Raw genomic sequence first — 13,516 nt, 5'->3', positions numbered from 1 at the left:
GCCCGAAGGTCCACAACGGGCAGGGGCCGTACGTCAGTTGAGGTGCTGCGGGCCGAACGGGTCCGGCAGCATCTCTCCCAGGGTCCGGATGCCCGCGGCCGTCTCCAGGAGGAGCGTCGCGCCGCCGAACTCGTAGAGCAGCTGGCGGCAGCGGCCGCACGGCATCAGGATCTCGCCCTTGGCGTCGACGCAGGTGAAGTGCGTCAGACGGCCGCCCCCGGTGAGCTGGAGCTGCGAGACCAGGCCGCACTCGGCGCACAGGCCGAGGCCGTACGACGCGTTCTCGACGTTGCAGCCCGACACCGTGCGGCCGTCGTCCACGAGGGCCGCGGCACCGACCGGGAAGCCTGAGTAGGGCGCGTACGCACGGGACATGGCCTCGCGCGCAGCATCCCGCAGCGCGTCCCAGTCGGTCTCGGTCACGTTCCTTGTCCCTTTCGGTAGGGCTGGCCGTCCGCCTTCGGCATCCGAAGGCGCTGGGCGGAGAGCGAGAGCACCAGCAGCGTGACGACGTACGGCGTCGCGGTGACGACCTGGTTGGGCACCTCGTCGGTCAAGCCGTACCACGCGAACATCAGCGCCGAGACGGCCGCGGTGATCGCCGCGGGCACGTAACGCTTGCGCCAGATGAGGTAGGCCGCGCCGATGACCAGCAGGATCGCGAGCAGCAGGAGCAGCGCGTGCACGTTCGTGCCGCCGCCCCGGAGCTTCAGGCTGTCGGTGTAACCGAACAGGCCGGCACCGAGCGCGAGTCCGCCCGGCATCCAGTTGCCGAAGATCATGGCGGCGAGGCCGATGTAGCCGCGTCCGCCGGTCTGGCCCTCCAGGTAGATGTTGGAGGCGACCAGAGAGAGGAAAGCGCCGCCGAGGCCCGCGAGGCCGCCGGAGATGATCACTGCCAGGTACTTGTACTTGTAGACGTTCACGCCGAGGGACTCGGCGGCCACCGGGTTCTCGCCGCAGGAGCGCAGGCGCAGACCGAACGACGTGCGCCACAGGACCCACCAGCTCAGCGGCACCATCGCGATGGCGATGACGGTGAGCGGCGACAGGTTGGTGAACAGGCCGCCGAACAGGCCCGCGAGGTCCGAGACGAGGAACCAGTGCTTCTCGTTGAGGTCCTGGAGCCAGTTGGAAAGACCCGGCACGGAGAACTCCCCGAGCGAGTCGACCGGGGGCGACTGCTTCGACGTACCGCCCTCCTTGCCCTCGAAGGCGAAGGTGGAGAGGTAGCGCGTGACGCCCAGGGCGAGGATGTTGATGGCCACACCGGAGACGATGTGGTTGACGTTGAAGGTGACCGTGACGATCGCGTGCAGCAGACCGCCGAGCGCGCCGCCGAGGATGCCGAACAGGATGCCGACCCACGGGCCCCACTGGTAACCGGCGAACGCGCCGAACCAGGTGCCGAGGATCAGCATGCCCTCAAGGCCGATGTTGACCACGCCCGCGCGCTCGGCCCACAGACCACCGAGGCCCGCGAGGCCGATCGGCACGGCGAGCCGCAGCGCGGTGGACATCTGGCCGGTGGAGGTGATGCCGTTCGCGTCGGTGATCAGCCGGACCACGGACGTCAGGACGAGGACGCCCGCGATCACCAGGAGGAGGACGGGGAGCGATATGCGGCGGCGGCCCGGCGCGGGCTGCTTGGCCGGGGGCTTGGCTACGGTTGCCGAGCTCATCGGGCAGCCACCTCCTTCACGGTGTCGTTGTTGCCGTTGTTGCCGTTGTCGCGCGCGGCGGCAGCCAGTTCCTCGCCTACGCGGCGCTGCTGGCGCTTGAGGCCCCAGCGGCGTACGGCCTCGTAGGAGACGACGACCGCGATCACGATGAGGCCCTGCATGATCACCGCGATCTCCTTGTCGTACGCGACCGGGGTCGCGTAGTCGAGGGCGGGCGACGCCTTGTCGAGGAAAGCCCAGAGCAGCGAGGCGAACGCGATGCCGACCGGGTTGTTGCGGCCGAGCAGGGCGATACCGATGCCGGTGAAGCCGAGCCCCGCGGGGAAGCTGAGGCTGTAGGTGTGGGTGTCGCCGAGCAGGATCGGCATGCCCGCGAGGCCCGCGACCGCGCCGGAGATCAGCATCGCGCTGAGGACCATGCGCTTGGCGTTGACGCCCGAGGCCGCGGCGGCCGACGGCGAGGCGCCGGTGGCGCGCAGGTCGAAGCCGAAGCGGGTGCGGTTGAGGACCAGCCAGTACAGGACGCCCGCGAGCGCGGCGATGATCACGAAGCCGTAGATCTCGCCGGACTCGCCCATGCTGATGCCGGGGAACCAGCCGGACTTGTGCATCTCGCCGGTGGTCTGGTTGTTGCCGACCGGGACACCGAAGTTGTCGGTGAGGGTCATGTAGCCGATGACGCTCGTCGCGATGGCGTTGAGCATGATCGTCGCGACGACCTCACTGACCCCGCGGGTGGTCTTGAGGATGCCCGCGATGCCCGCCCAGAAGGCGCCGGTGAGCATGGCGACCAGCATCAGGAGCGGGATCTGGAGCGGCGCCGGAAGGGCGACGTGCGCGCCGACGACCGCGGTGGTCACCGCGGCGAGGCGGTACTGCCCGTCCACACCGATGTTGAACAGGTTCATGCGGAAGCCGATGGCCACCGCGAGCGCGGCCAGGTAGTACATCCCGGCCTGGTTGATGGTCAGGACCTGGACGTCGGAGTAGCTGATCTGCTCCAGCATCAGGGTGTACGGCTCGATCGGGCTCTTGCCCGACGCGAGCAGCACGACCGAGGTCAGCGCCACGGCCACGACGAGCGCGATGACCGGTCCGGCCACCGCGAGGAGCACGCGCTCCTTGTCGAACTTCTTCATCGGGCCTCGTCCTCCGAAGTCTCGGCAGAGCCCTCTTCGGGGTCTTCTTCTACGTGTTCGAGGTGGCCGGACGCCGCACCCGTCATCGCCGAGCCGAGCTCCTCCGGCGTGATGGTGGCCGGGTCGGCGTCGGCGACGAGCCGTCCGCGGTAGATCACGCGGAGGGTGTCGGAGAGGCCGATCAGCTCGTCCAGGTCCGCCGAGATCAGCAGGACGGCGAGTCCTTCACGCCGTGCCTCGCGGATCTGGTCCCAGATCTGGGCCTGCGCGCCGACGTCCACACCGCGGGTGGGGTGGGCGGCGATCAGGAAGCGGGGCTTGTGGCTCATCTCGCGGCCCACGATCAGCTTCTGCTGGTTGCCGCCGGACAGGGAGGCGGCCGTGACGTCGATGCCGGGGGTACGGACGTCGTACTGCTCGACGATGCGCCGGGTGTCGGCCTGCGCGCCCTTGGGGTCGAGCCAGAAGCCGCCCTTGCCACGGGAGTTGGGCTTCTCGGTGACGTGACCGAGGATGCGGTTCTCCCAGAGGGGCGACTCCAGGAGGAGGCCGTGGCGGTGGCGGTCCTCGGGGATGTAGCCGACGCCCTGCTCGCGGCGGTGGCGCGTGGCCAGGTCGGTGATGTCCTTCCCGGCCATGCGGATGACGCCGGAGTCGGCGTGCTTGAGGCCGATCAGCGCGTCGATCAGCTCGGTCTGGCCGTTGCCTTCCACACCCGCGAGGCCGAGGACCTCGCCCTCGTGGATGGTGAAGGAGATGTCGTCGAGGAGGGCGCGGCCCGACTCGCCGTCGGCGAGCAGCTTGAGTTCGCTGACCTCGATCATCGCGCGGTCGGTGACCGTCGACTCGGCCGTCTCCGGGGTGGGCAGCTCGCTGCCGACCATCAGCTCGGCGAGCTGGCGCGGGGTCGTCTCGGACGGGATCGCCGTGCCCACCGTCGTGCCGCGCCGGATGACGGTGATGTCGTCGGCGACGGAAAGGACTTCGCCCAGCTTGTGGGAGATGAAGATGACGGAGAGGCCCTCGGACTTCAGCTCGCGCAGGTTGTCGAAGAGCGCGTCGACCTCCTGCGGCACGAGCACGGCCGTGGGCTCGTCGAGGATCAGCGTGGTGGCGCCGCGGTAGAGGACCTTGAGGATCTCCACGCGCTGCCGGTCGGCGACGCCGAGGTCCTCGACCATGGCGTCGGGGCGCACCCCGAGGCCGTACCGGTCGGATATCTCCGCGATCTTGCGGCGGGCCGCGCCGCCGATGCCGTGCAGCTTCTCGCTGCCGAGAACGATGTTCTCCAGGACCGTGAGCTGGTCGGCGAGCATGAAGTGCTGGTGGACCATGCCGATGCCGCGCGCGATGGCGTCGGCCGGGCTGGAGAAGGTCACCTGGGTGCCGTCGACGGAGATGGTGCCCTCGTCCGGCTTCTGCATGCCGTAGAGGATCTTCATCAGGGTCGACTTGCCCGCGCCGTTCTCGCCGACGAGGGCGTGCACGGTGCCCTTGCGGACGATCAGGCGGATGTCGTGGTTGGCCACGACGCCCGGGAAGCGCTTGGTGATGCCGGTGAGTTCAACGGCAACGGCCTGTGCGGTGGTCTTGCCCGGATCGGGATTGGTGGACGCGTCGATGGCGCACTCTCCTCGGGAATCCTCAGGAAAGGGGCCACCTACGCGCGTAGCGCCCCTGGTTCGACGGGAGTTGGGCAGTGGGCCGCGCGAACGGGGCGCGGGGAAAACCATCGTCCCCCACACCCCGTTCCGCGACCATCACGCTGTTGTTACGGCTGCGGCGACCGCCGTCGAGGTGGTCACCGCAGCTGTTGTCGCAGCAGCCGTTACGGCGTCGCCTTGACCTTGATCTTGCCGCTGGTGATGCCCTCTTCGGCCTTCTTCAGGGCAGCCTGGAGGTCGGCGTTCTTCTTGAACTCGGGGTTCGAGTCGGCGAGCGCGACGCCACCGGACTTCAGGTCGGCGCGCACGACGCCACCCTCGGCGTTGCCGTCGACGACGGACTTCGCCAGGTTGTAGACCGACCCTGCGACGTCCTTCGTCGCGGAGGTCAGGATGTGCTTCTTGTACTTGGCGAGCGCGTCCTGCTTGTACTGGTCGGAGTCGACGCCGATCGCCCAGACCTTCTTGGCGGCCGCGGCCTCGATGACGCCCTGACCGGAGAGACCGGCGGCGTGGTAGACCACGTCGGCGCCGTCCTCGATCTGGCCCTGCGCGGCGGTCTTGCCCTTGTCGGGGCTGGTGAAGCCGCCGTCCTCGGCCTTCTCCGTCAGGTACTGCTTGACGACCTTGACCTTGGGGTTCGTGTCCTTGACGCCCTGCGTGAAGCCGGCCTCAAACTTGTGGATGAGGGGCACGTCCACGCCGCCGACGAAGCCGACGGTCTTGCTCTTGGTCGTCTTGGCGGCGGTGACGCCCGCGAGGTACGAGGCCTCCTGCTCGCTGAAGACCAGGTCGGCGACGTTCTTGGCCTTGACCGTCTCGTCGTCGACGATGCCGAAGGTGACCTTCGGGAACTTGGCGGAGACTTCCTTGACCGCGGGGGCGTAGGCGTAACCGACGCCGATCACCGGGTTGTAGCCCTGCTTGGCCAGCTGAGTGAGGCGCTGGGCCTTGTCGGCGTCGGACTCGCCGTCGTTCGGCTCGACGGCCTTCTTGCCGATCTTCAGGTCCTTGGCGGCCTTGTCCATGCCGGCGGTCGCGGCGTCGTTGAAGGACTGGTCGCCCTTGCCGCCGACGTCGTAGGCGATGGCGACGCCCTTGCTCTTGCCGCCGCTCTTGGAGCCTGCGGCATCGCTGGACGTACCGCCGCAGGCGGTGGCGGAAACGGCGAGTGCGGCGGCGGCTGCACCCGCTGCGGCAATTCGGGAAACCCGGCGCATAGAGAGGAACTCCTTATGTACAAGCAAGCACAAGCACGTACGAGCGCCTCACCTGGCGCTGATTTCGCCGCAGCGTAACGCGCGTAGACCTGACATAAGAACCCTTCTGTCCCGTCCGTTATCGAGCTGTGGCCGCGAGGTTGCGGGAGCATGTACGCACTGTGGGGCGCCCCTCACCGCACGGGGCGCCCCACCTGTCACGAAGTCGGCTACGGAGTGGTCTTGACGGTGATCTTGCCGTCGACGATGTCCTTCTCGGCCTTCTCGACGGCGGCGACCACGTCCTTCATCGCCGTGTACTTCGGGTTCGAGTCGGCGAACCCGACGCGGCCCGACTTGAGGTCGTAGCGCTGCTCGCCCGTGATCGGCTTGCCCTCGACGACGGACTTCGTCAGGTCGTACACCGCACCGCCGACGTCCTTGAGGGCCGAGCCGAGGATGTAGTCCTTGTACTTGGCGAGGGCCTTCTGCTTGTACTGGTCGGAGTCGACGCCGATCGCCCACACCTTCTGCGAGCCGGCCTCCTGGATCACGCCCTGCCCGGAGAGGCCCGCCGCGTGGTAGAGCACGTCGGCGCCCGACTCGATCTGGCCGCTGGCCGCGTTCTGTCCCTTGTCGGGGCTGCTGAAGCCGCCGTCCTCGGGCTTCTCGGTCAGGTACTGCTTCTCGACCTTGACCTTGGGGTTCGTGTCCTTGACGCCCTGCACGAAGCCGGCCTCGAACTTGTGGATGAGCGGGATGTCCACGCCGCCGATGAACCCGACGTGGTCGGCCTTGGTGGCCTTCGCGGCGGCGACGCCCGCCAGATAGGACCCCTGCTCCTCATGGAAAACGAGGTCGGAGACGTTGTCGGCCTTGACGGTGTTGTCGTCGATGATCCCGAAGGTGGTCTTCGGGAACTTCGCCGCGGCTTCCTTGATGGCGGGGGCGTAGATGTAGCCGACGCCGACGACCGGGTTGTAGCCCTGCTTGGCCAGCTGCTCGATCCGCTGCACCTTGTCGGCACTGGACTCGCCGTCGCCCGGCTCCATGTCGACGCCGCCGATCTTGAAGTCCTTGCGGGCCTTCGCGTATCCGGCGTAGGCGGCGTCGTTGAACGACTGGTCGCCCTGGCCGCCGATGTCGTAGGCAAGACCGATGCCCTTGGCCTTGTACTTCGAGGAGTTCCCGGACTTGCCGTCCTTGCCCTCGTCCTCCGATGACGCCTCGCTGCTGGTCTTGCCGCACGCTGAGGCCGCGAGGGCGAGGGACGCCACCACGACGGCCACTTGGGAGAGCTTCGATCCCCGGGTTCCACGGATTCCACGGGTTCCACAAGATCCTCGACGAAGACGCATAGGACGCACCCCTTACGTTCCCCAAAGCACCCTTGAAGGGCCTGATTCCGGCGCACAGTAACGCGCGTAGAAAGGGAGGGGAACGGGGTTTCGCACTGCCGTTACCTATTCGTGCCGAGGGCCGGTTACGTCCGGGTGAACGGGTCCGCCGTAACCGGCCGATAGCGGTGGTTACCTACCGGGCCCCGTCGAGCAGCGCCGCGGCGGTGAAGAGCTCGACGCCCACGGTGATCGCCGACTCGTCCGCGTCGAAGTCGCCCTGGTGCAGATCGCGGACGGTGCGCTCGCCGGGCGTACGGACGCCGAGGCGGGCCATGGCTCCGGGGACGTGCTCGAGGTACCAGGAGAAGTCCTCTCCCCCCAGGCTCTGTTCGGTGTCCTCGACGGAGTGCGCCCCGAGCCGAAGCTCCATGGCCTCCTTCAACAGGTCGGTCATGTCCGGGTCGTTGACGACGGGCGGCACGCCACGGATGTAGTTGACCTCGGACTTGGCGCGATAGAGATCGGCGATCTCCTGGATGGCTCCGTGCACCAGGTCGGGCGCCTTCCGCCAGGCGGTGAGGTCGAGGCAGCGGACGGTGCCGGAGAGTTCGGCGTGCTGCGGGATGACGTTGCAGGCGTGGCCTGACTCGATGCGGCCCCAGGTCACCGCGAGCCCCGAGCGGGCGTCGATGCGCCGGGCGACCAGGGCGGGGACCTCGGTGACGACCTTGGCGGCGGCGGTGACGAGGTCGGTGGTGAGGTGGGGCCGGGCGGTGTGCCCCCCGGCCCCGTCGAGCGACACCTCAAGGCGGTCGCAGGCGGAGGTGATGGCGCCGTGCCGGAGCCCGATCTTCCCCGCGTCCACGCGCGGATCGCAGTGCACGCCGATGATGCGCCCGACACCGTCGAGCACCCCCGACTCGATGGCGTCGGGCGCACCGCCGGGCAGGACCTCCTCCGCCGGCTGGAAGATCAGCCGTACGGGCTGCGGCAGTTGCCCCTGCTTCGCGAGCTCGGCGAGGACGAGCCCCGCCCCGAGCACCACGGTGGTGTGCACGTCGTGGCCGCAGGCGTGGGCGCGGTCGGGCACGGTGGAGCGGTACGGGACGCCGAGCTTGGTGTCCGGGATGGGCAGCGCGTCGATGTCGGCGCGCAGCGCGAGCATGGGGCGCACGCCGTCCCACTCTTCGGTGCCGATGTCACAGATGAGACCCGTACCGATGTCCAGTACGCGGGGTTCGAGCCCCGCCCGCTCAAGCCGGGCCTTGAGGGCCGCGGTGGTGCGGAACTCCTGGTTTCCGAGCTCGGGGTGCATGTGCAAGTCGCGGCGGAAGGCGATGAGTTCGGCGCGCAGGGAATCCGGGAGCGCACCGGGGAGTGCTGCTTCCCCGGGGGCGTCCCCCGCTGCTTCCCCGGGCAGATCGGCCCCGGATCCTTGCTCGGACTCTTGTGACATCAGTTGGTTCACCCTCTGAAGGGTAGGGCGAGGCACGGTCCAACTGACCCACGATCAACAAAAGTTCAGCCCGATAGGGTAAGAAAAAGTGGCCGCGTGGCGCATGGGCGCTAGTTGAGGTGGGTAAAGTTTTTGCCCTTCGACGCCGTCCAGCTCCGCGTCAGGCCGTGGCCGCGACCCTTGGCGCCGGGGAGGCGATGGACGCCAGACGGTGCACATCCCGTGCCGTTCCCGTGACGCCCGACAAAAAGCCCTGCGCCCTCGGCGAGGCGTTCTCCGTCAGCCACGCCGGGTCGATGTCGCAGACCGCCACCCGGACCTCCGTGCCGGCCAGGGCCAGCGGCAGGGTGTGGACCACCGTCGAGGGGAAGCTCAGGATCGTACGGCCGATCGGGCCCCGTCGGGCGATCAGTTCGAGCGGCAGGTCCGGGCGTACCACCTGCAAGCCCGTCTCCACCGCCAGGCGGTGGAGTTTCTCGGAGCTCTCGCGGCGGTGTGCGAAGTAGCGCGTCGCGCCGTGGGCCCGGGACAGGGAGCGGACCGCCTCCACGTAGCGGTCCAGGTCCACCACGCCCGTCTCCACCAGCGAGGTGCCCACCAGGTCCGCGCCCTTGGACACCCGCGGCGGGCCGAACCGTTCCCGCGTCCACGCGAAGGTGTTGGCCGTCACGGCCACGCCCTCCGGAGCCTTCTCGATCGGCATGGACGAGAAGACCTCCACCTTGCGCTTGCCGCCCGGCGTCAGGCGGCGCCGGGCCGAGGCCGAGATGGGGGCGAAGGCGATGTCGCGTGCGCCGGGGCGGCCGCCGCGGCGGTGCCAGCGCACCAGGCGCTCCCCCGCCGCGAGCTGCGCCACGAACTCCATCGTGGCCGTGCCGTCGTCCACGACCACCAGCGAGCGGGCCCTGGTGATCGTCAGCAACAGCTGTACGTAGCGGGAGAACGGGTCGCCGATCACGATCCTGTCCGCCGCCCGCAGCGAGCCCGTCAGGCCGCCGATGGTCTGGAAGGGAGCAGCCGCGCCGCCGCGCGCCTCCTCCCAGCGGACGTTGAGGCCCTCGTCACGGGCCAGCTGGGCCATGCGGCGCAACTGGCCCCGGGTCATGGGGTCGTTCGGGGAGAGGACGACGACGGTGAGACCCCCGGCCGGGCCGGTCGCCCCTGCCGAATGCGCCCACTCAAGGACGTTGAGGAGCTGCACAGGGCTCTCTACGAACGCCAGGGTGGTGGGCGCCGCAGCTGTGGGGGCCGTCGGCCCGGGTCGGGGGCTCATCGTCGTATGACCGTGTCCTGTCCTTGTCGAAAGGGGTCCCGGGGGTCCCGGTGAAAGGCCCCGGTAAGAGCGTCGGCTCGCCGCTCAGACCGCGACGGGCTCACGGTCGGTGCCCTCGGCCGACTCGGCCTCGGCGACGACGCCCGCGACGCGGCGGAGCTTCTTCATCGGGCCGAGCTCCGACTCGTAGACCTTCTTGACGCCGTCACCGAGGGAGGCCTCGATGGTGCGGATGTCGCGGACGAGGCGCGTGAGGCCCTGGGGCTCCACCGACGCCGCCTGGTCCGAGCCCCACATGGCGCGGTCGAGGGTGATGTGGCGCTCGACGAACGTGGCGCCGAGGGCGACCGCCGCGAGGGTGGTCTGCAGGCCCGTCTCGTGGCCGGAGTAGCCGATCGGGACGTTCGGGTACTCGGCCTGGAGGGTGTTGATGACGCGGAGGTTGAGCTCCTCCGCCTGCGCCGGGTACGTCGACGTGGCGTGGCACATCAGGATGTTGTCCGAGCCGAGGACCTCGACCGCGTGACGGATCTGCTTCGGGGTCGACATGCCGGTGGAGAGGATGACCGTGCGGCCGGTGGCGCGCAGGGCGCGCAGCAGCTCGTCGTCGGTCAGCGAGGCCGAGGCGACCTTGTGGGCCGGGAGGTCGAACTTCTCCAGGAAGGCGACGGCCTCGGTGTCCCACGGGGACGCGAACCAGTCGATGCCGCGCTTCTTGCAGTGCTCGGTGATGGCCTGGTACTCGGACTCGCCGAACTCCACGCGGTGGCGGTAGTCGATGTACGTCATCCGGCCCCAGGGGGTGTCGCGCTCGATGTCCCACTGGTCGCGCGGGGTGCAGATCTCCGGGGTGCGCTTCTGGAACTTGACCGCGTCGCAGCCGGCGTCGGCGGCCACGTCGATCAGCGCGAGCGCGTTGTCGAGCTCGCCGTTGTGGTTGATGCCGATCTCGCCGGTGATGTAGACGGGCTGACCAGGTCCGGCCGTCTTCGAACCGAAGGTGCGCAGACGGGAGTTGGAGACCGTAGAGCTCATGGCAGGAACTTTCCTTACTTGTTGAGGGAGGGGCCGAGGATCCATGCGGCGATCTCTCGGATCGCGCCGTCACCACCGGGGAGAGCGGTGACCGCGCGTGCGGCGCCGCGTACGACGTCGTGGGCGCTCGCGACCGCCACCGGCCAGCCGACGAGGCCGAAGCACGGGAGGTCGTTGACGTCGTTTCCGACGTAGAGCACGCGCTCGGGAGCGATGCCCTGCTCCTCGCACCACTGCTTGAGTGCGAGGTCCTTGCGGTCGATGCCGTGCAGGACGGGAAGCTTCAGCTTCCGGGCCCGCGCGGCGACGACCGGGTTCTGTTCCGTGGACAGGATCAGCAGCGGGATGCCCGCGTCACGCAGGGCCGCGATGCCGAGGCCGTCCCCGCGGTGCACGGAGACGAACTCCCGTCCTTCGGAGTCGATCAGCACCCTGTCGTCGGTCTGGGTGCCGTCGAAGTCGAGTACGACCGCGTCGATGTCGTCGCGGGTCGGAAGGGCGTCCGCCCGGCCGCCGTCGAACAGCGGGGCGAGCGCGCGGGCGCGGGCGAGGTCGTGCGGATCGTCGACCTCAAGGACGCGCGCCGGGTCGGTCCTCACGAGCTCGGTGCGCCCGAAGAAGCGGTGCTTGTGCTCGCGGAAGCCGGTCACGTCCATCGCGTAGACCGCGCCGGTCTCCAGGAGGTCCTGAGGGCGGTCCTGGCGGCGCGGGCGGAAGGACTTGTCGTGGTTGACGCCGTAGCCGCCGTCGGTGGCCGTGGAGCTCGCCACCTTCGTGGTGCCGCCCATCTCGCCGGTGCGGCGCGCGTCCAGGGCCTTGGGCTCGTCGTCGGCGTCGCGCCACACGAAGCCGTGGAAGGGCGCGACGGTCAGCGCGGTGTCCGCGCCGCCGTCGACGATCGAGCCGACCACGCCGTCGACGTCCTCGCGGACGATGAAGGGGCTGGTGCACTGCACGAGCAGGACGACGTCCACGGAGGTGTCGTGCAGCGCCTCGTGGGCGTCCATGGCGTGCAGGACGGCGGCCTCGCTGGTCGCGGTGTCCCCCGCGATCGCCGCGGGCCGCAGGACCACCTCGGCGCCGGCCGAGCGCGCGGCCTCGGCGATCACGTGGTCGTCGGTGGAGACGACGACGTCCGTGACGAGCCGCGCGGCCAGGCACTCGCGGATGGCGCGCGCCACCAGGGGCACGCCGCCGACCGGGGCGAGGTTCTTGGCGGGCACGCCCTTGGAGCCGCCGCGGGCCGGGATGACGGCAAGGACGCGGCGGGTTGGCGCGCTCCCTGGGGCGGGGTGGGACATGGGGGCTCCTTGAGAGGGGTGGGGGATCACGGCTCGCCCGCGGTTCACAGCTCGCCCATCCGCCGGATGACGGGGGCCACGCGCTGCACCCCGTGCCGGTAGGCGCCGCGCGCCGCGCTGCGGACGGCCTGGCGCACGGGCCCGGGCTCGCGGTCCGCCGCGGGGGCGCCGGGAAGCGGGGCTCCGTCCGGGCCGAGGTGGTGGCGGGCCAGGATGCCGGGGAGGTAGCCGGGGGCGGTGGTGAGGCTGTAGTACGGCGCGATCGGCGGCAGCGCGGGCCGCGCGAGAAGCTCCGTGACGCGCTCGCGGGCTGCGTCGAAGGCCTTCGCGTACGTCCCGTCGGGCGCGACGCCCTGCCGTGCGACCCACTCCGGAGCGGCCTCGGGGCTGTACCCCGCGTCGATCTCGTCCCAGGACGCCAGGCATCCGGAGCCGATGAAGTGGTGGTTGCCGAGCGCCTCGCGCACCCCGAGGTCGGTGAGGACCGCGGTGGGGATGCGGCGGTGCAGGGATTCGAGCGCGGCGGTGGAGCTGACCGTGACGAGCAGATCCGTACGGTCCAGGACCTCGCCCATGTTCCCGTACACGAGGCGGCAGTTGGGCGGCAGGTCCTCGCCCTTGGCGAGCTTCTGGTAGGGCAGTTCCTCGATGTGCGTGGTGTGTTCGCCGGGCTTGCTGCGCAGCTTGATCAGGACCTCGCGGTCCGGATGGAGCCGTGCGTGCTCGACCATGCGGCGCAGCAGGTACGTCCGGTGCGCGCGGCTGTCGGGCACGGAGGGCTGCGCGGCGAAGACGACCGTGTACGGGTCGTGCTTTTCGTATGCCGCACCGCCGAGGAACGGCAGCGCGCTCTCCACGACGCCCGACGCGTCGGCGCCCACTCCCTCGTACACGGCGCGGAAACGCTCCGCGTCCTGACGGGAGTTGGCGAGGACGACGTCCGCGCCGTGCCGGAGCAGCAGGCCGTCGGCGAGCTTCTCGTAGACGACGCCGACATAGCCGGTGACGACGACGGGGCGCCTGCTGCCGACGGACCCCTCCGCGATGCGGGCGAGCCCGTGCAGCACCGCCTGGACCGCGCCGCCCACGAGGGCGAGCACGATCACGTCGGGCGCGTCGCGCTCCACCTCGCGCAGGAACTCGACGGCGGTGACCTCACGGAGCGAGTCCGCGCGCACCCCGACCTCTTCGAGCTGCCGGACGGTGGGCGTGGCCCTGCCGCGGAGGAGGCGTCCGTCGAGGCGCGTGTCCGCTCCCTCGGCGGTGAGGCGGCTCGCGGTGAGCGCGCCCCATTTCCACCGGGTGTCGGAGTCGGCGAGCACGGTGATCCGTGTCGTCCCGCTGTTGCTTACTGGCACAGGAAGGACGCTAGGAAGGCATTGAGATTGGCGGCCCAACTCAGGTGCAACAAACGGTTAACAGCGCGC

General features: G+C 69.8%; 11 protein-coding genes. All 11 read right to left on the bottom strand.

Annotated elements, in window-relative coordinates:
* Positions 1-33 precede the first annotated feature (33 nt).
* Positions 34-423 carry a cytidine deaminase gene (locus ACWGI2_RS17730; RefSeq protein WP_453397291.1) on the bottom strand — a complete coding sequence of 130 codons (390 nt, stop codon included), beginning with the start codon at positions 421-423 and terminating at the stop codon, positions 34-36.
* On the bottom strand, positions 420-1,682 hold the full coding sequence (locus tag ACWGI2_RS17725; protein ID WP_453696198.1) for an ABC transporter permease: 1,263 nt from the start codon (positions 1,680-1,682) through the stop codon (positions 420-422). Before ACWGI2_RS17725 ends, ACWGI2_RS17730 begins: the two co-directional genes overlap by 4 nt.
* Positions 1,679-2,821: an ABC transporter permease gene (locus ACWGI2_RS17720; protein WP_453696197.1), complete on the bottom strand. Its 1,143-nt coding sequence runs from the start codon at positions 2,819-2,821 to the stop codon at positions 1,679-1,681. The genes ACWGI2_RS17725 and ACWGI2_RS17720 overlap by 4 nt, the downstream gene beginning before the upstream one ends.
* On the bottom strand, positions 2,818-4,443 hold the full coding sequence (locus ACWGI2_RS17715) for an ABC transporter ATP-binding protein (protein WP_453696753.1): 1,626 nt from the start codon (positions 4,441-4,443) through the stop codon (positions 2,818-2,820). The genes ACWGI2_RS17720 and ACWGI2_RS17715 overlap by 4 nt, the downstream gene beginning before the upstream one ends.
* Before the next feature lie 206 nt (positions 4,444-4,649).
* Entirely contained in the window at positions 4,650-5,705 is a 1,056-nt protein-coding gene (locus ACWGI2_RS17710; RefSeq protein WP_453397295.1) for a BMP family lipoprotein, read from the bottom strand.
* A gap of 209 nt (positions 5,706-5,914) precedes the next feature.
* Positions 5,915-7,042, bottom strand: a complete 1,128-nt coding sequence (locus tag ACWGI2_RS17705; protein WP_453696195.1) for a BMP family lipoprotein — start codon at positions 7,040-7,042, stop codon at positions 5,915-5,917.
* Between the two features lie 175 nt (positions 7,043-7,217).
* A complete protein-coding gene (locus ACWGI2_RS17700) occupies positions 7,218-8,480 on the bottom strand; it encodes a M20 family metallopeptidase (RefSeq protein WP_453397297.1) in 1,263 nt (420 codons plus the stop codon).
* 160 nt (positions 8,481-8,640) lie between these two features.
* Positions 8,641-9,753, bottom strand: a complete 1,113-nt coding sequence (locus ACWGI2_RS17695; protein ID WP_453397298.1) for a hypothetical protein — start codon at positions 9,751-9,753, stop codon at positions 8,641-8,643.
* A gap of 84 nt (positions 9,754-9,837) precedes the next feature.
* Positions 9,838-10,788, bottom strand: coding sequence for an N-acetylneuraminate synthase family protein (locus ACWGI2_RS17690; RefSeq protein WP_453696193.1), 951 nt, complete (start codon positions 10,786-10,788; stop codon positions 9,838-9,840).
* 14 nt (positions 10,789-10,802) lie between these two features.
* Entirely contained in the window at positions 10,803-12,089 is a 1,287-nt protein-coding gene (locus ACWGI2_RS17685) for a cytidylyltransferase domain-containing protein (protein WP_453696191.1), read from the bottom strand.
* A 44-nt stretch (positions 12,090-12,133) separates the two neighbouring features.
* Complete coding sequence (locus ACWGI2_RS17680; RefSeq protein ID WP_453696189.1) at positions 12,134-13,447, bottom strand: DUF6716 putative glycosyltransferase; 1,314 nt, start codon at positions 13,445-13,447, stop codon at positions 12,134-12,136.
* Between the last annotated feature and the right edge of the window lie 69 nt (positions 13,448-13,516).

It is taken from the genome of Streptomyces sp. NPDC054866 (genome assembly GCF_053610745.1).
Note: the sequence above shows the minus strand (reverse complement) of the source record. Positions and strands in the feature narration are given on the sequence as shown.